Raw genomic sequence first — 21,997 nt, 5'->3', positions numbered from 1 at the left:
ACTTATGTCAGACAGCGTCGATCCCTACCGTCTAGAAGATCAGGTCGGATATCTTTTGCGGTTGGCCAGCCAACGCCATTCGATCATCTTTCAGAACCGTATCTCCAGAGATTTGACGCCCACTCAGTTTTCCACGCTGATCCGCGTGGCCGAGAAGAAAGAGGTTTCGCAAAATCAGCTGGGCCGACTTGCGGCAATGGATATCGCGACGATCAAAGGGGTGGTCGACCGGCTGAAGGCCAAGGGTCTGTTGCAAGCGACTGCCGATCCCGGAGACAAAAGACGCTCGATCATTTCATTGACCGATGCGGGTGCGCAATTGATAGACCAGCTTTATGCAGATGGGTTAGGGATCTCACAGGAAACTCTGGCGCCGCTCAAGAAATCTGAACAAAAAACGCTTTTGACATTGCTCAGAAAGATCACCTGACCTTCCGTCGTGCTTAGAGGATGCGTTCCGGCAGGCGTTGCGCTGGAGGTGTGTTGCGTGAACGTTCCGAGCGGATCACACCGTCGATGATCGTCATGCCGACACCGGGCAGGTTCCCTTGCGCAACGCTTTCCAGCATGGTTTTCCCCGGTGCGTGCTGGGCCTGGTCCATAAGAACAAAATCGGCGCACAGGCCTTTTTCGATCAGGCCCACATTCAGATCCCGCTGTCGTGCGGTATTGCCGTTGCCAAAGCAAAAGGCGATCTCGGCCGGGACATTTCCAAAGGCTGACAGCATCGCGATCATGCGCAGGATGCCAAGGGGCTGTACACCTGACCCTGCTGGCCCGTCAGTGCCCAGGATCACCTGATCCAGCTTGCCAAGTTCACGCGCTGTGTTCACGGTCAGCACAGCAGCGCGTTCATTACCGTTATGCACGATTTCAAAGGCTTGCTTGGTGCAGGTTTCACACAGGCAGATGATCTGGTCATCTGGCAGCGCCGAGTGACCGCCGTTGATGTGGCCGATCACATCCGTACCCGTTTCGATCACCATATCTGCGTCAATGAGACCAGACCCGGGGATGGACGGCCCCCCGGTATGGATTGTTGACTGAATGCCGTATTTGCGGGCCCATTCGACCATCTGGTTCGCGGTTTTGCCATCTTTGACCGACCCCAGGCCAACTTCGCCCAGGTATTTCACGCCAGCATTCGCCAGCTCTGCAAAATCCTCTTCGACCATACCATGTTCGATCACTGGGGCACCTGCGTGAACCTTGACGCCTGAGGGGCGAAAATTCTCGTACCAACGCTGTGCTGCAATCGACATCGCTTTGAGGCCGATCACATCTTTGGGTCGGCCGGGCATGTGGACCTCCCCGGCCGAGATCATCGTGGTCACGCCTCCATTCAGGGTGGAGTCAATCCAGTGGAGTTGCTGTTGTCGCGGGGTGTAATCGCCGACAACCGGATGCACATGACTGTCGATCAAACCGGGGGCCAGCGTCACTCCATGCGCGTCAACAACAGAGGTCGGGTCGTCTGTATCAAGGTCCTTTTCATAACCCCACGCATCGATCTTGCCGTCGATCGCAATCAAACAATCGCCGTCAAAGATTGGGTCTTCCATCTTGCCGGACAGGATCATACCGATGTTCTTGATGACCAGTTTTTCCATAAGATCCTCCCGATATTCATTAGTATACGAATATAGGATGTAAGCGCGCGTCAAGAAAATTCTGGAACGAGCCTTAAACATCGCAAAGCAATTGGCAGAGCGGTGTATCGAAACTCAGTCATTAGTATGCGAATAATAAGCCGACCAGTCTGAAGTGCATCTGAAAAAAACGGAGCGCTGTGTGTCGATCAGGGACAGCCCCTATCTCATACCAAGTTCTTAAAGGCCGAAGCTGTAGGTCAGAGCAACAGGTGCTGCTTCGAAAACATAAGGGCGGTGGTCGTTGGAGTTCAGTGCGACGGTAAGAATATAGTCGCCGGGCGCAAGAGCGCCGATCTCAAAGCGCTCTTCATAAAGGCGGCCCAACTTAAAACCGTTCAGATAGATATGCGCGTGCCCCTGACCATCGACATGTGGTGCGCTATCCTCAATGAGGACAAACTCGAAATTCTCAACACTGATTTCAATGGCGAACCCGTCTGTGCTGACATCTGGATCTTGCGCCAGCTCGATGGTTGGACTGGGTGAAACAGCGATCCCGTTGGACATACTGTGATCCATTCCTCTCGCGCCACCGGTCGCTTCGGGGTGCAAGATGCGGGTGACAACTTCGGTGCCGTCATCAAATTCCAGCGCAAGCGCATGGTACGTACCTTCGGGGAACGCGCCCTCCGGGACTTGCAACATGACATGAGCGCCATCCATTGCCAGTTGCGCCGTATCACTTCCGGGCACTACAAGTGGTCCGTCACGTCCGGGATTCATTATGGATGTTTGGCCTCCGGAAGGCGACGTGACAGCTAGAAGAGTGCGAGGTTCACCATCGTTTTGCAGGTTCAGCGTAACCATGAACATCGATCCCGAGGCTCCCATCGGGATGGCCCGTCCGTCGCTGACCTTCATTGTGGTTTGCGGCGTACCAGTGAACATGTAAACGAGACCCAACGCAGCCGCGATGCCTGCCACGGCGAACCAGCGTTTTCTCATTTAATCTGCCTCCTTGAACGAAGTTGTGTGTATGCTAACAAAATGGCGCCGATTTTGAAGCCGCTTCTCGCCGCGTTTCTCATTGCAGTATCGAGCGTGGAACCGGCTTTTGCCCATGCGGCGGATCAGGGCTTTGTTCTTTTGTTGCCTACTACCGCCTACATTACCGGCGGAGCATTGACCGTAACAATCACGATCCTGCTTCTTGTTTGCCTCAGGCCCGGCCAGCTTGCAACTGTGCTCAGGCCTATTGTTCTGAACCGTGGGCGAGGAGACAGCACATGGCACCATTGGGGTCAGATTGCCGCGTCCCTGTGCCTGGCGGGGTTGATCCTGATTGGCTTGCGAGGGCCGACGGATCCACAAGCGAACCTGATGCCTTTGGTTTTGTGGACAGTATGGTGGATGCTGTTGTTTGTTGTGCAGGCGCTGGTTTTTGATGTCTGGAAATGGGTCAATCCCTGGCCGGGTTTGCATCGCCTTCTGGCCCCGGATCACAAAGCGCTTTTTAGGCTGCCCAAAGAGGTTTCGATCTGGCCGGCGGTTATTCTGATGGCGGCGTTTCAAGGATTTGTTCTGGCCGATGCGGCACCAAATGACCCCGGTCGACTTGCGCGTTTCGCGTTCGGGTATTGGATGTTCACCTTGGCGGGAATGACCCTGTTTGGGCGCAGACCTTGGCTGGAGCAAGTCGAGTGCTTTTCGGTTTTGTTCAACTTGATCGGCACTATGAGGATCGCGCGCGCCGGAGCGTTTGGTCTGCCGGGGTGGCAGGTGTTTCAAGGCAGTAGGTTCGATCTGAGCCATGCAGCTTTGGTTCTGGTAACCTTGGCAGCAGGCAGCTTTGACGGCCTGTACGAGACCTTTTGGTGGTTGGCGCAGATTGGGGTCAACCCGTTGGAGTACCCGGGCCGGACGGCATTGATCTGGCCGACAACGGTGGGCCTTTATGGCAGCGTCCTGCTGCTGAGTTGCGTGTTTGGATTTGCCGTGTTTTCAGGAACCGTACTGGTGCGCGAGAAAATACCCTTCAAAAACGCGTTCATTCACTTTTCCATCACTTTGCTGCCGATTGCGATTGGTTATCATTTTGCCCACTACTTCGTGACGTTCCTTGTGCAAATACAGGTTGTGATCGCAACATTGGCGGACCCTTTTGCGCTTGGCTGGAACCTGTTCGGGCTTGGTAGCCGTCGGGTCATGGTTGGGTTTTTGACGGTCCCCGGCACTGTGAAGGCCATTTGGCTCACTCAGGCCGGGGTCGTGGTGATGTCCCATGTGCTGGCGGTCATACTCAGCCACCGGACGGCTGAAACCTTTTGCCACACGCGCCGGGACATACTTGTGTTGCAATTGGGCCTGTCTATCCTGATGATTTGCTATACGATTTTCGGGTTGTGGCTACTAGCAAGTCCACGCGGCGCTTAAAAAAGTAGACAACTCGTTAGCATACATACAAACTGATCACAAAAGAGGCGAAGCACCGCCCTATAAACAACAGAGGAGATGAACGTCATGACAAAGACTTCAAATATCAGTCGCCGCAAGACATTGCTGGGTCTGGGGGCCGGTGCAGGAGCTTTGGCGGCAGGCGGTGTGCTGCCCGGTTCGCTTGGTTTTGCGCAAGCGCAAAGCTCGGCTCCGATCAAGATTGGGTTCCAGAAGCACGCGACCGGCATCGGTGCGGCATATGGACGATGGTATGACGTTGCGACGACCGCCGCTGCTGCGCGCATCAACGAGATGGGTGGTATCAATGGGCGTCCTGTCGAGATCATCACCGAAGACGACGCGACCGACCCCGGTCGCGGTGCCGAAGTGTTAGAAAAATTCGCCAACCAGCACGAAGTTGACGTTGCCTTCGGCACTCTGTTCAGCCACGTCGTGATCGGGTCTGCACCCCGCGCGGGCGAGTTGAAACTGCCCTATTTTGTTGTCTCCGAAGGTCACCACGTGGCCAGCGGCATGCTAAACCGGTATACGCTGCAACCCGGTATTACAGATGTAAAAAGCCAGGTCATTTCGATGGCGCCTTTTGTGGCTGACAATCTGGGCAAGAAGGTCACGATGATTTATCCTGACTTTGCTTTTGGCCACGATCACCGCGACTTTTTCTCGGAAGCGATCGAAGCGCAGGGTGGTGAGGTTGTTGCGAAGATTGCGATCCCACCCACCGAGACGACCTTCACGCGTTACTTTCCAAACATCCCTCGCGAGACCGAGGTGATTTATCACGTGATGGTAGGACCGGCCGTGCTGACCTTCGTCAAGGAAATGGGCGAGTTCTTTGGGCCCAGCCGACCCGAGATTTTTGGGTTTATCGACAGTCTTGAAGCGGTTGATATCCAAAGCCCGGGTTTGGAGTTCCTTGAAGGTACATATTTCTGGGAAGGTATGCCTCGTTACAAGCAGGCCAACGAATCCGAGGCGGCCTCGGCTTATCGTGCCGCCGTTGGTGTCAATGACAGTGGTGCAGCAATAGATGACCCTTCTAACGTCGCCACTTACGCCCATATGTTCGGGTGTTGGGAAACGCTGCATGTCATCAAAGCCGGTATGGAAGCGGCGGATTATCAGGGCCCTGCAGATCGCGCCAAACTGATCGAAGCGGTCGAGGCAATGAGCGACATGCCTGAATCCATCGAACACCCGCAGGGCGATAAAGTCTTCAACGGCAAGACACATCAGGCCTTTGGCAAACAGTTTATCTCAAAGGTCGGTGACGGCCGGCTGGATGTGGTGCATACGGCGTCGATCGAGGACGGGTTGTATGAGGATGAGGTGGATTACACCACGCGATCCTTCTGATCCCATCAACAGGCAAAAGCGAGGCAGGGTATGGACTTCGGCCCTCACCTGATGCTCGCCTCCATCGAGGGGGCGGTCATCTCGGCTATTCTTGTGCTGACGGCGATGGGGCTCAGCATCGTGTTTGGCGTCATGCGCGTTGTAAACGTCGCCCATGGCGAATTCTTCATGTTGGGTGCGGTTTTCGCCTGGGCAGTCAGCACGATGATCGGTGGACATGCGGCTTTTGGCTTCGTGGCTGCTTTGCTTATCGTGCCGGTACTGGTCGGATGTATTGCATCGGGGGTGGATCAGTTGATCCTCAAACGGATCGACTATGACGTGGATCGGACCATCGTGGCCACGATCGGCATTTTGTACATCGTGCAACAATCGACGCTGATGCTGTACGGTCCAGAGGCGCGGCCGGTTGAGCCGCCCTTCAATACCCGCCTGGCTCTTCCGTGGTTCGAGTTTGGCGCGGACGGGTTCCAGATGATCTGGCCCTGGGGGCTGAGCGTTACGACATACAAGTTGTTCGTAATATTTGCCGCAATTTCGGTGCTGGGGGTGCTTTGGTTCGTACTGACGCGCACCAAGATCGGATTGATCATGCGCGCAACCCAGCAGGACCGCGGAATGGCGCAGGCCTTTGGAGTGCCTGTCAATCGCGTTTACTCCTGGGTCTTTGGATTGGGAGCAGGGCTTGCCGCGCTGGGCGCGGTGCTGGTCGTTCCAATCCAACAGGCCCACTATTTAATGGGCGGAGATCCGTTGTTGTTGGCGTTTATCGTGGTGATCATCGGCGGTCTTGGCAGTTTGCCCGGCACGGTGATTGCAGCTGTTCTGATCGGAATGAGTGACGGCATCATCTCGGTCTTTTTCTCGCCGACCCTGGCTAAAATCATCGCAACTTTCCTTGTGGCAATGGTGCTTGTATTCAGGCCGCAGGGCCTGATGGGGCGGGTGGCGGCCTGATGGTGGTGTTCAGATCAGCCGCTTTGCATTCTTGCGTTTTGCTTGCGCTTGTGGCGCTTTTCTTCGTGCTTCCCGCCTATCACGTGGGTGCATTCTCGCGGATCATGGTGCTGGCGATTTATGCCATCGGATACAACCTGCTTTTTGGCTATACCGGCCTGCTGAGCCTTGGCCACGCCATGTTTTTTGCCGCCGGAATGTACGGCTTTGGGCTGAGCATGAATTTTGGCGGTTTGACTGTTCTGCCCGCCTTTGCTGTCGGAGTTACCGCCGCAGGGCTGTTGTCCGTCGCTGTTGGCTTTTTGGCGTTGCGCACCATTGGTGTGGCGTTCATGATCGTGACGCTGATGTTTGCTCAAACCTTCTATCTCGTGATCCTTTATTTTGGAGAATATACTCGCGGCGACGAGGGCTTTATCATCCAACAGGCGCAACGCAGCATCGCTGGAATTGACCTGACCACGGAAACGGCGCGCTATTTCACGGCATTTATCCTGTTCGCGATCTGTTTTCTCGCCATGGCGCGTTTGGTGCAAAGCCCTTTTGGCAAGCGCCTCGTCGCCATTCGGGAAAATGAGGAACGTGCCCGGATGCTGGGCTATGACGTGGGGCGGCTGAAGCTTGCCGCGCTGGTTGTATCGGGATTGTTCTCGGGCGTGGCAGGCGCTGCCTATGCGATGCTGTTCGGCTATGTCGGGGCCAGCTTTGCAGCGGTCCATTACTCGATCTTTCCGCTGCTTTGGGTCCTGCTTGGTGGCGCTGGAACTACGGTCGGCCCTCTTATCGGGGTGATCTTCATGTTCTACCTGATCGATGTCTCTAGCAGCTTTACCAATGCCTATATGCTGGTTGCCGGCATTGCTTTGGTTCTTCTTACCCTGTTCGCCCCGCAAGGCATTGCGGGCACATTGCGCAAGAGAGCTGTGTCATGGCTGCCGTAAGTATCCTCGAAACCAAAGGCCTGACAAAGATTTATGGCGGGCTTCAGGCCAACACCGACATAGATTTTTCCCTGCGGCGGAATGCGATAACTGCGTTGATCGGTCCCAACGGGGCTGGCAAATCGACCTTCGTTGGTATGGTCAGCGGGCGCACGAAACCGACAAGTGGCAGCGTTTATTTTGAGGGCCAGGACATCAGCCGTTTGCCTGCACATAAACGTATACAACTGGGCATGGCTTACACGTTTCAGATTACATCGATCTTTCCCGGGCTGACGGTCGAAGACAACGTCGCCCTAGCGGCAGGCCGGAAGCTGGCGCACGACAAGACGGCCCATGCTCAAAAGACCGCCGCCGTTCTGGACAAGATTGGATTGGGGGACCGGGCTGATCAGGTTGCCTCGGATCTCAGCTATGGCCATCAACGGGTGCTGGAAATTGCTATGGGTCTGGCGCAAGACCCAAAGCTGTTCATCCTTGACGAACCGACACAGGGTTTGGCCGAAGGCGAAGTGGATGCATTTGTGACGCTGATGCGGACAATGGCCAAAGAGACAACAATCCTACTGATCGAACACAATATGCGTGTAGTCACCGAGACCGCCGACCATGTAGCTGTGCTGGATCAAGGTCGCCTTTTAGCCTCGGGAACTGTTGACGAAATCCACGCGAATGCGGCGGTGCAAGCCGCATATCTCGGGACAACTGCCAATGCTTGAGGTCACTGATATTCACACCGGCTATGGTCAGGTAAAAGTTCTTTTCGGTGTGTCTTTGTCGGTCAAGGCCGGGGAAATACACTGTCTCATGGGCCGCAACGGGGCCGGGAAAACGACTCTGCTCAAGGCCATTATGGGCCAACTACCCTTGAACCAAGGTGAAGTCACGCTGGATGGGGAACGTCTCAGTGGCTTGCCGGCGCACCTCGTGCCCAAACGCGGCATAGGCTACATCCCGCAGGGTCGGCGGCTTTTCCCTGAGCTGACTGTTTCAGAGAACATCGAAATGGGTCTGATGGCACGCGGCGAAGGCGCGAACACTCGAGACTGGGTTCTGGAACTTTTCCCTCGGCTGAAAGAGCGCCTGGACCAAGTCGCTACCACGCTTTCGGGGGGCGAACAGCAAATGCTGGCAACAGCCCGCGCGCTGTGCCTGCGCCCTAAAGTCCTGCTACTGGATGAACCGACCGAAGGTCTGCAACCTTCGATAATCGAACAGATCCGACAAGTGGTCGTCAAAATGAAGGCGCAAGGCTATGCCATCATTCTGGTAGAGCAGCGGATTGATGCGGTTTTGTCGATAGCAGACCGTATCACGTTCATTGAAAACGGTCAGGATCGCGAAACCGTTGCACCTGCGAATGTCGCTCAGGATGGAACGATCCTCACCAAGTACCTTGGTGTTTGAATGATGGTGACCGCTAGTGCTTGATCCGTGCTTCACGCGGACAAAAGTGTTTGCTCAACTGTCATCGTCTCGTTCTGGAATGCCCCCCTTGGCAGGGTGGCGAATAGTCCAGGTCCGTGCCGCGAATGGAGCGCCATTCCAAGTTGCCGTAAGGTTGGCATGAACAGTAGTAACGCCACGTGATGCGCTTGCAAGAAGGGACACGCGAACATCGGCAGTTCCGTCCGTGCGCTCAAACACCATCCGATGATCGACTTGGGTTCGCTGGTGTTCGTGCGAATCCAGCGACGTTGTGTGGGACATGCGCGTCTCATACCCAAATGTTGTCCCGATGTCTGGATAGAAAACCAGCATCATCGGCTGATGCCATCCAATCTCGTGACTGCCGGCTATTTGTTTATTCCAACGCACCAGATTGTTTGACGTAACAACCTTGTGCGAAGGCTTTTTTGGCAGCGGTTCAGGCGGCGGCAATTGCGCTGACAAGTCCATGGTGGCACCATTAAAAACAGGCAATTTCAGCGCACCATCTTGTATTACAATATCTTGCGGTGGTGCGTGCAAATGTAAATGCGGCCACAGGCCCGAAGATAAGGCAAGCCGCAGACGGTGCCCTTTTCGAACGCGATAAGCTGTCGTGTGCAGGCGCATCGAAAAATCCACCCGGCCCGTTTGATCGGGATGCGATCGACTGTCCAGGTTTTCATCAAGGGCCAGATTGCGCACGCCATAACTGATCCGTGCCACCTCATCGCTTGCGTTGACGTCGCTTAGCCGGGCTGCGACAACCGCAGGATAGCCCTTTACGTCAACTGAAAGGGTCAAGTCCACTGCGCCGCACAGCACAAGATCTTCGGACAGCGGGGCTGTTTCAAAAACCAAAGACCGTGCGTCGTCGTCGGACTGGTCCAGAGGCAAACCACCTGCGCGTCCGAAATAGCCCGTGTCCCCGGACATCTGCCCAACGTTTCGCGAGTTTGGTAGCACCCAAGGCTCGTGACCTGCAGACGACTCGAGGCTGGTCAAAGAGACTGTCTGAGGGTCAACATGCTCGATCGTCGGGCCGCTTTCGATCCAGTTGCCTTGCCGTTCAACCAGCGTATCGCCCGGCGTATCGAATTCGCGCAGCCAGACTCGCAACCGCGGCCAATCCGGTGTTTTCGGAGTGTCTGGTTTCAGCCAATGATCCCACCAATCCAGTGCCAAACGCTGAAACCCAATCGCCGGTCCCGGTGCGCCGTGATCGGGATAGTGGTGCCCCCAAGGGCCCACCACCCCCCACACCAGGTCAGGGCGCGCATCGACCATTGTCATGACAGAGTTTGAATACCGATCGCTCCAACCCCCTACGGACAGGATCGGTACGGAAAACGCATCTGTCTCGTGAATTACAGACCCATGTCGCCAGTATGCACCGCGTGCGTCCTCGCGTAGCCAGTTTTCCAAAGGAAAGGAGAGGTTTTCAATGCGCTCTTGCCACAAGGTTTTCCAGCCTGCCCCAACGTTTTGTGTCGGAGGTGAGGCCAGAATGGATGGCAAGGTTGCACCCCATTCGAACGTATCCGTTAAAACGCATCCACCCATATAGTGGATGTCGTCCTCGAACCGGTCATGTGTGGCGCAAACAGCGATTGTCGCCTTCAAAGCGTCTGGCGCATTTGCGCTGGCCTGCAGCGAGGCCGTGCCACCCCACGACGTACCAAACATCCCGACGCGGCCGTTGCACCAGGGCTGCGCGGCCAGCCAATCGATGACCTGTCGCGCGTCATCCAGTTCTTCTGGCGCGTACATATCCGACATATGTCCTTCGCTGTCGCCAGACCCACGCATGTCCACCCGAATGCATGCATACCCATGGGCAGCAAAAAAAGGGTGGTTCCGTTCATCGCGCGCGCGCACCATGTCTGTCTTGCGATAGGGGATGTATTCTAAGATGGCGGGGACAGGCCTTTGCGTCACAGGGCGCCACAACCGGGCGGCCAGTCGCACTCCATCCGGCATTCTGATCCACAGATGGTCCGTCTCTGTAACGTCAAAAGGATGTTCGGTTTGGTCCGCCATAGTGATCCGCCACATGCGTTTTGTGTTCGAGCCAGTTCTGCAAATCCCAAGAATATTTGCAATACAGTACATTCATTCATTTGAAAATAGAATTTGACTTTAAAATTCCAGTCTGATTTCAATTTTGGAGAAAATAGATCGCTTGACCTAAATCCGGAGAGCCAAATGCCATCTGACAATGTCGTCGCTTTGCCATCTGCAATTTCTTCGCTGGGCAGTGAGGTTCGACAGTTGCGCAAGGCTCGCCAACTCACTCTCAAACAGTTGAGCGAAGAGGCGGGTATTTCGCTCAGCCATGTGTCGGCGATTGAACGCGGTGTATCCAAACCTTCGGTTGACGTCCTGCAAGACATTGCGAGCGCCTTAGGCGTCACGCCTGACTGGTTTTTTGCCCGACGCGCCGGTGCTGGACCGATGGAGCAAGCGTTTGTTGTGCGTGCTCAGAACCGCCGTGCCCTTAATACACTTTACGGTCAGGATGCGGCAGAGCTTGGCTATACCGACCAATTGTTGTCCAGCTCGATTGGTGGGCAGTTTTACATGGGTATGGCGGTCTATGCGCCGCATTCAGAACGCCCCGAGGATCCTTTGCAGGAACACGAAGGTGAAGAACACGGGTTGGTTCTTGAGGGCGAGTTGGAAATGCGGATCGGTGATGAATTCATTACTCTGCGCGCCGGGGACAGCTACAGTTTTGACGCACGTATTCCGCACCATGCCCGCAATCGAACAGACCGGGTCTGCCGCCTGATCTGGGCAGTCTCACCAGTGGTCATTCCAAAGGATGTCGCGGTGACCAATGCTGCGGAACAGGAGACGCGGCAATGACCCGCGATGTTCTGTTACAGCCCTACCAATTGAAGCACCTGACCTTGAAAAACAGGATCATGACTACCAGTCATGAGCCAGCATATCCCGAAGATGGAATGCCCAAGGAACGTTACCGCGCCTATCACGAAATGCGTGCGAAAGCGGGTGTTGCCATGACGATGACCGCAGGTTCTGCCACTGTCAGCCGGGACAGCCCGCCAGTCTTCAACAACATCCTTGCCTACAAGGACGAGGTCGTGCGCTGGATGGGTGAACTGACCGACGCCTGCCATGTCCATGGCTGTGCCGTGATGATCCAGCTGACCCATCTGGGGCGGCGCACCGGTTGGAACAAGGGCGATTGGCTGCCGTCTCTGTCGCCTTCGCATTATCGTGAACCTGCGCATCGGGCCTTTCCGAAAAAGATGGAAGACTTCGACATTGAGCGGATTGTGACCGATTATGCCGACGCCGCCGAACGGATGCAGGCTGCTGGGTTGGACGGGATCGAGTTGCAGGCCTACGGGCACCTGCTGGATCAGTTCTGGTCGCCGCTGACCAACACGATGGAGGCGCCGTTTGGGGGCAATCTCGACAATCGATTGCGCTTTGGTTTCATGGTTTTGGATGCAATTCGCGACCGTGTGGGTCCAGAGTTTATCGTAGGGGTGCGCTACACCGCCGACGAGGTCCAAAAGGGCGGCATTACTCAGGAGGAGGGGTTGGAAATCGCGCGCAGGCTGCGCGATAGCGGTCAGGTTGACTTTCTGAACGTTATTCGCGGGCGCATTCATACCGACCCCGCCATGACGGATGTGATCCCCGTGCAGGGCATGAAAAGTGCGCCACATCTGGATTTTGCCGGGCGCGTGCGGGCCGAGATTGGAATGCCAACTTTTCATGCTTCGCGCATCCCAGATGTGGCGACGGCGCGCCATGCCGTGGCCTCGGGCCTATTGGATATGGTCGGGATGACCCGTGCCCACATGGCAGATCCGTTGATTGTGTCCAAGATACAAGCCGGGCAGGAGGATGACATCCGACCTTGCGTAGGGGCGACCTATTGCTTGGATCGCATCTATCAGGCTGGTGAAGCATTATGTATTCACAACCCGGCAACCGGGCGCGAATTGACCATGCCACATATCATACCGGTGGCTGAAACACGTCGTCGCGCGGTCATTGTGGGCGCAGGTCCGGGTGGGCTTGAAGCAGCGCGCGTTGCAGCAGAGCGCGGGCATGAAGTCACCGTTCTAGAGGCCGCACCTGAACCCGGCGGACAGGTGCGCCTGACCGCGCAATCCAAACGCCGGGCCGAAATGATCGGGATCATCGACTGGCGCATGGCCCAATGTGCGGCGCGGGACGTGAAATTTCATTTTAACACCTTCGCCGATGTCGCGGACGTAACCGCGCTGTCGCCGGACATGGTTGTGATCGCAACGGGTGGTTTGCCCGAGACGACGATCCTCGATTCGGGCAATGAACTGGCGATTTCTGCTTGGGACATTCTGTCTGGCGATGTGCAGCCGGGTGAAAACGTGCTGATCTATGATGATGCGGGGGACCATCCTGCGCTGATGGCGGCCGAAGTTATCGCCGCCACCGGCGCGCGTGTCGAAATCATGACACGTGATCGCAGTTTCGCGCCGGAAGTGATGGCGATGAACCTGGTGCCGTATATGCGTGCGCTGCAAAAGACCGGCGCCGTTTTCACGGTGACACGTACACTGAACGCGATCGAGAAATCCGGCAATCAGCTATTGGCCCATGTCGGTACCGATTACTCGGACCTGAGAGAGAAACAGTATTACGATCAGATAGTTGTCAATCAGGGCACCCTACCGCTGGGCGACCTTTACTTTGATCTCAAACCGCTTTCGCGCAATAGGGGTGCCGTAGATCAAGGCGCACTTGTCTCGGGCGCAGGCCAATTGTTTCCACAGTCAAACCCCGAGGCGGAATTTGACCTCTATCGTATCGGAGACGCCGTATCGGCACGCAACATTCACGCTGCAATCTATGACGCGCTGCGGATTGGAATTCGGTGGTGACATGCGTGCAAAACCAAGTTTTGTAGACGAGTTTGAAAAGCAATAAAGGAAAAATTAGCAAAAATTCTTGCGAAAAAGAAAAGTTGTCGTAGCATTCCTGAAGCACCTAGTAACCGAAGGGAGGATTCGTGAGCCAGGGCGCATCAAGAAAATACAGCCGTACTGCGAGCGAAGAGGGCCTGGCGGCCTTTGGGGCCGAGGTACGTCAGCTGCGCAAAGCACGTCAGATGACACTGGCCGAGCTTGCGACCAGCAGCGGTGTTTCGATCAGCCATCTCAGCGCAATCGAGCGCGGAACGGTCAGCGCCTCGCTCAACAAAATCTCGCGAATTGCGGACGCTCTGGGCGTGCCAGAGGAATGGTTTTTCAATCACCGCCCCGGATCCGGCCCGTTAGAGCGCGCCTATGTTGTGCGGCAGTCCAACCGCCGCAATCTGAACCTGCTGTATGATGAGCCCATCGAGCAGTCGGGCTATGCAGATCAGTTGCTGTCCAGCTCTATCGGTGGCGGGTTCTGTCTGGGCGTGTCGGACTATCGCCCCTATTCCGAGCAGGTTGTTGACCAGTACTTCTCGCGCGATGGCGAGATGCACGGGGTCATTCTGGATGGTGAATTGGAATTGGTGATGGAAGATGAAACCGTCACCTTGCGCACGGGTGACAGCTTTAGCTTTCCCGGTGAAATCCTGCACGTCCTGCGCAACGTAACTGACCAACCTGCGCGTATGATCTGGGTGAACTCACCCGTGATCATTCCAAGATTCTCAGCGCTTGGCGCTGACGAGCAACTGCCACAGTCACACAAGAAAAAGAACGGATAACGCCTGCTGGCACCTGAAGTCGCGGGCTCTGCCCGCAAGCAACCACGCCGGACAGATGCCCGGATACGAAGACAAACAGGGAGTAAGCAAATGAGTTCGATTTTCAAAGGGGACGTTTCCCGACGCTCCGTTTTGGCCGGAGCTGGCGCATTGGGCGCAGCCAGCCTTGCCTTTCCGCATATGGCCGTCAGCGCCGATGGGACGGTTCTGACCATCCGGTCTTATAGTGACCTGCAAGTGTTGGACCCCGCATTTTGGCTGGCGCTGCCCGAAGCCGATATCATGCGGTCGATCTATGCCCCACTGGTGTCGAACCAGCAAGGCGACGATTGGAACTGGCGCCCCGTTGCGGTCGAAAGCATCGAACAGCTGGACGACCTGACCATCGCCTTCAAGCTGCGCGACAATATCGGCTTTACGGACGGCTTTGGCCAAATGACGGCTGACGACGTGAAGTTCTCGATCGAGCGGATTGCTGATCCAGCCAATGAAAGTCCATACGCTGGCGACTGGAGCGCGCTGAAAGAGGTTGAGGTCAAGGACAACCTCTCAGGCCTGATCCATCTGAAAAACAAATTCGTTCCGCTTTGGACGACAACCTTGCCAACACCTGCGTCCTGCATCGTGTCGCGCAAGGCTGTCGGGGAAATCGGCGGCAAGATCGGGTCTGAGCCGGTGGCGCAATCCGGCCAGTATATTCTGACCGAATGGGTGCCCAAACAGAAAACCGTTCTGAAACGCAACCCGGACTGGGCGTATGAGCCGGGCGGATACGAGGAAATTCACATCCTGCCGATCGAAGACCCCTCGACCGCCGAGCTGGGTTTCGAAGCTGGTGATCTGGATTACACTTGGACTTCGGTTTCCTCGCTGCCGCGGCTCAAGGAAAACCCACCTGCGGGGTCGGTCGTCGAAGAAAAACCCTCGTTGGCCTATGTCTGGCTGGGCATGAATCAGGACAACGAAGCGTTGAAAGACGTTCGTATCCGCCGGGCTATCCAGCACGCGATTGACCGGCAAACGGTTGTCGATGCGGCCTATTTCGGCGCTGCCGCCGTGGGCAACGGCATTATCGCACCGGGTTTGCCGGGCAGCCGCGACAGTGTCACCTATGACTATGACCCGAACAAGGCGCGCGAGTTGCTGGCCGAGGCAGGCGCCGAGGGCATGACCGTTACCCTGGACATCCTGAACCAGTCGGAACGTCTGACGGCAGCGCAGGTCATTCAGGCCAATCTGGCCGATGTTGGGATCACCTGCGAGATCAAACAGAATGACAGCGGTACGTTCTGGACGCTGGGGTCCAAGGATGGCGATTACTTCATGAACCTGCAGCTGGTGCTCAGCCGGTTCTCGATGAACCCTGACCCAAGCTGGGCGACCGTCTGGTTCACGCCGGAACAAGTCGGCGTCTGGAACTGGGAACGGTTCAACAACGAGGAATACAAAGCGCTGCACGAAGAAGGTCTGGTCGAAAGCGATGCGGCCAAGCGTGATGAGATCTACAAGAAGATGCAGGGTCTCATGGATGAAAGCGGCTGCTACGTCTTCCTGACGCATGAGGTAGTTGGCCTGATCCACAAGGATACGGTCGATCCGGGCCTCAAGCCGAATGGCGAGCCGTTGTTGCCGCTGTTCAAACCCGCCTGATCCACGCAAACGGGCGGCATCCAAATGCCGCCCGTCCGCCAATAGGGGGCACGTATGCTAAGCTATTTTTTCAAACGGCTTGGACTGGCTGCTGCGATTGTCTCGGTCGCCATGTTCCTGCTGTTTTGCATGATCTACCTGATCCCAGGCGATCCGGCCTCGGTAGCACTGGGCCCTCGGGCAACCGAGGAAATGCGCGCCGCCCTGCGCGAAAAGATGGGGCTGAACCAGCCGGTTCTGGTTCAGTTCTGGAATTTCTACATCGGCGCCTGGACCGGTGATCTTGGGGATGAGGTTCTATCAGGCCGCCCCGTCACCACGGTTGTCTTCGAACAACTGCCCTACACTCTGGCCCTGATCGTTGGCGGCATCACGTGGTCGGTGGCGCTTGGTATCCCGCTGGGCTGCTGGGCAGCAGTCAGCCGCGGCAGCTGGGCTGACCGGGTTGTAGGTATCCTCTCTGTGGCGGTAATCGCGGTGCCATCCTTTGTCATTGCGATCTATGCCCTGCTGATCTTTGCTGTTGAATTGCGCTGGCTGCCTGCCATCGGCGCGGGCGAACCCGGCGATCTGGGCGATCAATTGACCCACCTGATCCTGCCTTCGCTGGCGGTTGGTCTGGGCTGGGTTGGCTATATCGCCCGCATGGTCCGCGCCTCGATGCTCGAAGTGCTAGAGGCCAGTCATATCCGTACCGCGCGCGCCTTTGGCCTGCCAGACAGGACGATCACCTTTCGCTATGCCCTGTCGATTGCGATCCTGCCCACGGTCACCTTGCTGGGCGTGGGCATCGGCCAGATGCTGTCCTCGGCCGTCTTTGCCGAGATCGTCTTTGCCCGCCCCGGCGTCGGCAAGCTGGTCTATGACGCCATCCTGACGCGCAACTTCCCCATCGTGACAGGCACTGTGCTGATCACCACCGTCCTTTTCGTTCTGCTCAACCTGTTGGCAGATCTCATTATCGGAGCTTTGGATCCCCGTGTCAGAAGCAGTTTCTAATCCCGCCCCCGGGCGCATGGCCGAACTGTGGCGCCCGATCCGCAAAATCCTGCGAGAACCTTTGGGCGCGCTGGGATTGTTCCTTGTCCTGTTTGTCATCTTCGGCGCCGTTTTCGCCGATCTGTTAACCAGTTGGGACCCGACCAAGATTAATCCGCGGGACCGATTTCAGGGACCAAGCGCAAATCACCTGATGGGTACGGATCAGTTGGGCCGGGACCTGTTTGCACGCGTGCTACACGGCGGACGGATTGCCTTGTTTGTCGCGCTGGTCTCGACGGCGGTTTCGCTGGTGATCGGCATCGTTCTCGGTCTGATCGCAGGTTACGGGCCGCGTTGGCTGGATAACCTGATGATCCTGCTGTTCGACGCAATGAAGAGCTTTCCAACCGTCATGCTGGCCCTTGCGCTGGTGACGCTGATGGGGCCGTCACTGACCGCCGTGATGGTTGTTGTCGTTCTGGTCACCGTGCCTGGATATGCGCGGATCATCCGAACCCAGACCATTGCATTGAAAACCTCGGAATACGTCACGGCAGCGCAAAGTATGGGCGCGTCATCGGCGCGTATCCTGCGGGTACATATTCTGCCCAACGTGATCGGGCCGCTGGTTATCCTCGCGTCGATGGACATTCCGGTCGTCATCGGGATTGAGGCGGGCATGAGCTTTCTGGGCCTTGGTGTTCGCCCGCCAACCCCAAGCTGGGGCTCGATCCTGAATGACGGGTTCACCAATATCCGCGACACCGCCTGGATCGCGATTGCCGGCGGTGTGCCGATCATCATCACAACGCTGGGCTTTACCTTCCTGGGTGAGACGCTGCGGGACGTGTTTGATCCCCGGCTGAAAGGACGCTGATGACCACGCTGCGCATAGACAACCTGAACGTCAGCTTCTCGACCGAAGCCGGGCCGCTGCATGCGTTGAAAAACGTCAGCTTCGATGTACCGGAAAACCGGATCGTCGGCATCGTGGGCGAATCCGGCTGCGGGAAATCCACGTTGATCAACGCCATTTTGGGCCTGCTGGCAGACAATGGTAGCATCGACGGTGGCTCGATCCTGTTCGAAGGGCAGGATGAACTGACAAGCCTGCCCTCGTCGCGGATGCGCGACCTGCGCGGCCCGCGCATAGCCACCGTGTTTCAGGACCCGATGGGCGCGTTGAACCCGGTCATCTCGGTCGGAAAGCAGATGCTGAATATCCAGTATCGCTCGACCTTGTCGAAAGACGAAAAGATGAACCGCGCTGTCGAGATGCTGGAACTGGTCCGCATTCCTGATGCCCGCGCGGCGCTGGCGCGGTATCCGCATCAGTTCTCGGGCGGGATGAAACAGCGGATTGCCATCGCCATGGCGCTGATGATGGAACCCGCCCTTCTAATCGCGGATGAACCCACAACGGCGTTGGATGCGACACTTGAGGTGACCACGATCGAGTTGCTCAAGGATTTGCAGCAGAAAATCGGCTGTTCGGTCATGTTCATTTCGCACCATCTGGGTGTCATCGCCGAACTGTGTGATGACGTTGTGGTCATGTATGCGGGTGAAGTGGTGGAGCGCGGCACCGTCCGCCAGATATTCCAAGACCCTCGCCACCCTTACACAGCGCGATTGCTTGAATGCGACCCGGCGCGGCAAAGCGAACGCACCCGGCATCTGCCGACAATCCCCGGAGAAATCCCTGATCTGCGCGCGCGGCCCGCAGGCTGTATCTTTGCCAATCGGTGCGATCTCGTGAGCGACGCCTGCTCGGCCCCTCCGCCCGACAAAGACATCGGAGACGGTCATGTCGCGCGCTGCATTATTGCAGATTGTCCCGAGGAAACCGGAGTGACTGCATGAGTAGCGATCCCATTCTCAAGGTTGAAGACGTCCAGGTTTCTTTCCCAGTCGGTGGGTTCGGGCGTCGAAACTCGATCCTGGGCGTGGCCGGGGTGAGTTTTGAAGTTAACCGAGGCGAAACCTTTGCACTCGTTGGAGAAAGCGGGTCGGGTAAAACGACCCTCGCGCGGGCTGTGAATGGTCTGCAGGAAATTAGCGCAGGATCCATAACGTTCGAAGATCAACGTATCGACGAGTTAGACCCAAGGGCGATGAAGCCTGTCCGCAAACGCATGTCGATGATGTTTCAAGACCCAGTAGGATCCCTTTCACCTCGTATGACCGTGGGTGATCTGGTGACGGAACCATTCCGCATTCACGGCATCGAAGGGCGTAATCTGCGGGATGAAGCCGAGCGTCTGCTGACGCTGGTCGGTTTGCCCACAAGCTTTGACTCGCGCTTCCCGCATCAGTTGTCAGGAGGGCAGGCTCGGCGGGTTGGAGTGGCACGAGCCATCGCATTGGACCCGGCGTTGATTATCGCAGACGAACCGACTGCGGGACTGGATGTTTCGGTTCAGGGTGAGGTGCTGAACCTGCTGAACGATTTGCGGGAACGTCTTGGGCTGGCAATGGTGATTATCACGCACAATCTGCACGTGGTGCATCATGTGGCGGATCGAACTGCCGTAATGTATCTGGGTCGATTTGTAGAAGCTGGTGAAACCGAAGAGGTATTCAGCGCGCCGCAGCATCCCTATACCGCAGCACTGCTCTCGGCCAACCCCGAGCCTGATCCGGACAAGACCCACGACCGGATCACCTTGCCGGCTGAAGTCCCTTCGCTGTTGGCTCGACCGTCGGGTTGTGAGTTCCACACCCATTGTCCCTGGGCTCAATCGCAGTGCAGTTTTGATGCTCCTGAAAGACATGTTACGGATGAGCGGGTAATCGCATGCCACTTCCCGCTGGCACCTGGGGCCCGCCCGCCTGAGCAAAAAGAAAGCGTCTTGTCATGAGTAATGTTGAGGTCATCGAAACCGTCTGGATACCAATGCCTGACGGAACGCAGTTGGCAGCAAGACTGTGGTTGCCCGAAGCGGCGAAAACCACTCCGCTGCCCTGCATCCTTGAATACATACCCTACCGTCGTCGAGACCGCACGCGAATGCGCGACGAAAGTATGCACCCGCATTTTGCAGCCGCTGGGTATGCTTCGATTCGGGTGGATATTCGGGGCTATGGGGATAGCGACGGCATTGCTGAAGACGAGTATTCACATCAGGAAACCCAAGACGGACACGACGTCATCCAGTGGATCGCAGATCAGGACTGGTGTGATGGAAATGTGGGAATGTTCGGAAAAAGTTGGGGGGCATATAATGCGTTCCAAGTCGCGGCAACACGACCCCCGGCCTTGAAGGCTATCGCGCCGGTGATGGGAACGGATGATCGATGGCGCGAGGATATCCATTTCTACGGCGGTTGTCTGGCCAACGATAATTTCTGGTGGGGCTCCATCATGCAGCTCTACAATGCGATGCCGCCCGATCCCGAGATCGTAGGTGAAGACCGCTGGATCGACATGTGGCGCGAACGTATGGAGGGGGCCAGTTTCTGGCCTGCCATGTGGCTGGAACACCAAACCCATGATGAGATGTGGCGACGCGGCTCGATTTGCGAAAACTACGCCGACGTCGAGGTTCCGGTTTACTTTTTCGGCGGGTGGATGGACCTTTATCGCGACACCCCGTTCCGTATCGCTCAACATCTCAGCGGTCCTGTGAAAATCCTGATGGGGCCCTGGGCCCACCTGTATCCACATGAAGGGGTGCCGGGCCCCAAGGCCGATTTTGTAGGGGAAGTCCTTAGGTTCTGGGACCATTGGTTAAAGGGTATCGACACCGGATTAATGGATGAACCACTCTTGCGGTTCTTCATGCAGGAAAGCGCGGCACCAAGTGGAACTCATCTGCAACGTGAAGGACGCTGGGTCGAAGAACCAAGCTGGCCCTCGCCAAACGTCAAAGATTATTCGATGTGGTTAAACGACGGTACTCTGGACATTAAGCCGCGTACTGGCTCTACAATGTCCATTTGCTCGCCACAGAACTTTGGGGCCGCTGCAGGCGATATGTGTTCGTTTGCCATACCCGGCGACATGGCTGAAGATTGCCGGATCGATGCGGCAGGGGCACTGCAATTCAAAGGTGATCCTCTGGAAGCAGCGGTTGACGTTCTGGGCCAGCCCTCTGTCGAAATCACAGTTTCTGCGGATCAGGAGCAAGGTTTCGTTGCTGCTTTGTTGGTCGACGAAGCCCCCAACGGTGCGCAAACCCTGATTTCTCGGGGGTTCTGCAATCTGAATCATCGGATTGGTGACACCAACCCGACCGCAATTGTGCCGGGCGAGGACATGACCGTGACCATACCGCTTTACGGCAGCGGTTACCGTGTCATGCCCGGTCATCGCATCGTAGTGCAGATCGCCTCGGCTTATTGGCCCGTGCTTTGGCCCGCACCTGCACCCGTAACGCTGACGATCCGCTCAGGGTCATCGTGTTTGCATCTGCCTGTTCGCACGCAAAAGGGGCAAGCATCGGAACCACGCGCGCTGCCCGAGCCAAGCAAGCCTCAAACGGCGCCCCGAAAAACGAAAGTGCGGTCAGGTTCAATGGAACGCTCTATCCGCACTGATCTGACCAACGGAGAAACCATTCACAGGTTTTTCCTTGATGGTGGCGTTTTCGGGCCAGTGGGCGATTTCCGCCTCGACGATATTGGAACGGTGTTAAGCGACGTTTCAGATCGGCGTTACACAATCCATCCCAGCGATCCACTTTCGGCCACCGCAACGATGGAGCAGACGGCCGGTTTCGACCGCGAAGGCTGGTCGGCCAAGATTTGGACCTATTCGGAACAGACAGCGACACCGACGGAGTTTCATTTAACTTCACGCCTCAAGGCTTGGGCCGGAACCGAACTTGTCTATGAGGAAGAGAATGTGCACGTCATCCCTCGTAACGGGATGTAGCCACTAAAACCCAACCAAGTATCGGGCCAAACAG

The 21,997-nt window shown here is 56.5% G+C and carries 19 protein-coding genes; 16 read left to right on the top strand and 3 right to left on the bottom strand.

Going from position 1 to position 21,997, the window contains the following annotated elements; genetic code table 11:
- Window positions 1-4 precede the first annotated feature (4 nt).
- Complete coding sequence (locus tag GS632_RS14920; protein ID WP_171176414.1) at window positions 5-430, top strand: MarR family winged helix-turn-helix transcriptional regulator; 426 nt, start codon at window positions 5-7, stop codon at window positions 428-430.
- Between the two features lie 13 nt (window positions 431-443).
- Here GS632_RS14920 and GS632_RS14915 read toward each other — a convergent pair whose 3' ends face one another.
- Together GS632_RS14915 and GS632_RS14910 are read right to left on the bottom strand one after the other, a co-directional pair.
- On the bottom strand, window positions 444-1,610 hold the full coding sequence (locus tag GS632_RS14915) for an amidohydrolase family protein (RefSeq protein WP_171176424.1): 1,167 nt from the start codon (window positions 1,608-1,610) through the stop codon (window positions 444-446).
- Window positions 1,611-1,829: 219 nt separating this feature from the next.
- Window positions 1,830-2,597 carry a copper chaperone PCu(A)C gene (locus tag GS632_RS14910; RefSeq protein WP_171238002.1) on the bottom strand — a complete coding sequence of 256 codons (768 nt, stop codon included), beginning with the start codon at window positions 2,595-2,597 and terminating at the stop codon, window positions 1,830-1,832.
- Between the two features lie 42 nt (window positions 2,598-2,639).
- Between GS632_RS14910 and GS632_RS14905 the strand changes: the two genes are divergently transcribed.
- From GS632_RS14905 to GS632_RS14880, 6 genes are all read left to right on the top strand, one after another.
- The gene (locus tag GS632_RS14905) at window positions 2,640-4,025 is read left to right on the top strand and encodes a hypothetical protein (protein WP_171176429.1); all 1,386 of its coding nucleotides are present in this window, start codon (window positions 2,640-2,642) and stop codon (window positions 4,023-4,025) included.
- Window positions 4,026-4,112: 87 nt separating this feature from the next.
- Window positions 4,113-5,405: an ABC transporter substrate-binding protein gene (locus GS632_RS14900; RefSeq protein ID WP_171238004.1), complete on the top strand. Its 1,293-nt coding sequence runs from the start codon at window positions 4,113-4,115 to the stop codon at window positions 5,403-5,405.
- A gap of 30 nt (window positions 5,406-5,435) precedes the next feature.
- Window positions 5,436-6,362 (top strand): branched-chain amino acid ABC transporter permease, encoded by a 927-nt coding sequence (locus GS632_RS14895; RefSeq protein WP_171176432.1) that lies wholly within the window; start codon window positions 5,436-5,438, stop codon window positions 6,360-6,362.
- On the top strand, window positions 6,362-7,303 hold the full coding sequence (locus GS632_RS14890) for a branched-chain amino acid ABC transporter permease (RefSeq protein WP_171176434.1): 942 nt from the start codon (window positions 6,362-6,364) through the stop codon (window positions 7,301-7,303). Before GS632_RS14895 ends, GS632_RS14890 begins: the two co-directional genes overlap by 1 nt.
- On the top strand, window positions 7,291-8,022 hold the full coding sequence (locus GS632_RS14885) for an ABC transporter ATP-binding protein (protein WP_171176436.1): 732 nt from the start codon (window positions 7,291-7,293) through the stop codon (window positions 8,020-8,022). The genes GS632_RS14890 and GS632_RS14885 overlap by 13 nt, the downstream gene beginning before the upstream one ends.
- Entirely contained in the window at window positions 8,015-8,710 is a 696-nt protein-coding gene (locus GS632_RS14880) for an ABC transporter ATP-binding protein (RefSeq protein WP_171176438.1), read from the top strand. The genes GS632_RS14885 and GS632_RS14880 overlap by 8 nt, the downstream gene beginning before the upstream one ends.
- Before the next feature lie 54 nt (window positions 8,711-8,764).
- Here GS632_RS14880 and GS632_RS14875 read toward each other — a convergent pair whose 3' ends face one another.
- The gene (locus tag GS632_RS14875; RefSeq protein WP_171176440.1) at window positions 8,765-10,771 is read right to left on the bottom strand and encodes a CocE/NonD family hydrolase; all 2,007 of its coding nucleotides are present in this window, start codon (window positions 10,769-10,771) and stop codon (window positions 8,765-8,767) included.
- Between the two features lie 165 nt (window positions 10,772-10,936).
- Here GS632_RS14875 and GS632_RS14870 point away from each other — a divergent pair, with 165 nt between their 5' ends.
- From GS632_RS14870 to GS632_RS14830, 9 genes are all read left to right on the top strand, one after another.
- Window positions 10,937-11,599 (top strand): helix-turn-helix domain-containing protein, encoded by a 663-nt coding sequence (locus tag GS632_RS14870; protein ID WP_171176442.1) that lies wholly within the window; start codon window positions 10,937-10,939, stop codon window positions 11,597-11,599.
- Window positions 11,596-13,635, top strand: a complete 2,040-nt coding sequence (locus GS632_RS14865) for an NADH:flavin oxidoreductase (RefSeq protein WP_171176444.1) — start codon at window positions 11,596-11,598, stop codon at window positions 13,633-13,635. Before GS632_RS14870 ends, GS632_RS14865 begins: the two co-directional genes overlap by 4 nt.
- Before the next feature lie 128 nt (window positions 13,636-13,763).
- On the top strand, window positions 13,764-14,456 hold the full coding sequence (locus tag GS632_RS14860) for an XRE family transcriptional regulator (protein ID WP_170572598.1): 693 nt from the start codon (window positions 13,764-13,766) through the stop codon (window positions 14,454-14,456).
- 90 nt (window positions 14,457-14,546) lie between these two features.
- The gene (locus GS632_RS14855) at window positions 14,547-16,106 is read left to right on the top strand and encodes an ABC transporter substrate-binding protein (protein WP_171176446.1); all 1,560 of its coding nucleotides are present in this window, start codon (window positions 14,547-14,549) and stop codon (window positions 16,104-16,106) included.
- Between the two features lie 54 nt (window positions 16,107-16,160).
- Window positions 16,161-17,105, top strand: coding sequence for an ABC transporter permease (locus tag GS632_RS14850; protein ID WP_171176448.1), 945 nt, complete (start codon window positions 16,161-16,163; stop codon window positions 17,103-17,105).
- Window positions 17,086-17,964 (top strand): ABC transporter permease, encoded by an 879-nt coding sequence (locus GS632_RS14845; protein WP_348540080.1) that lies wholly within the window; start codon window positions 17,086-17,088, stop codon window positions 17,962-17,964. The genes GS632_RS14850 and GS632_RS14845 overlap by 20 nt, the downstream gene beginning before the upstream one ends.
- Window positions 17,964-18,950, top strand: coding sequence for an ABC transporter ATP-binding protein (locus GS632_RS14840; protein WP_171176452.1), 987 nt, complete (start codon window positions 17,964-17,966; stop codon window positions 18,948-18,950). The genes GS632_RS14845 and GS632_RS14840 overlap by 1 nt, the downstream gene beginning before the upstream one ends.
- Window positions 18,947-19,948, top strand: coding sequence for an ABC transporter ATP-binding protein (locus tag GS632_RS14835; protein WP_171721278.1), 1,002 nt, complete (start codon window positions 18,947-18,949; stop codon window positions 19,946-19,948). Before GS632_RS14840 ends, GS632_RS14835 begins: the two co-directional genes overlap by 4 nt.
- Window positions 19,945-21,963, top strand: coding sequence for a CocE/NonD family hydrolase (locus GS632_RS14830; protein ID WP_171620793.1), 2,019 nt, complete (start codon window positions 19,945-19,947; stop codon window positions 21,961-21,963). Before GS632_RS14835 ends, GS632_RS14830 begins: the two co-directional genes overlap by 4 nt.
- Window positions 21,964-21,997: the final 34 nt, after the last annotated feature.

Source organism: Ruegeria sp. HKCCD7296, from assembly GCF_013110775.1.
GTDB lineage: Bacteria > Pseudomonadota > Alphaproteobacteria > Rhodobacterales > Rhodobacteraceae > Ruegeria.
Note: the sequence above shows the minus strand (reverse complement) of the source record. Positions and strands in the feature narration are given on the sequence as shown.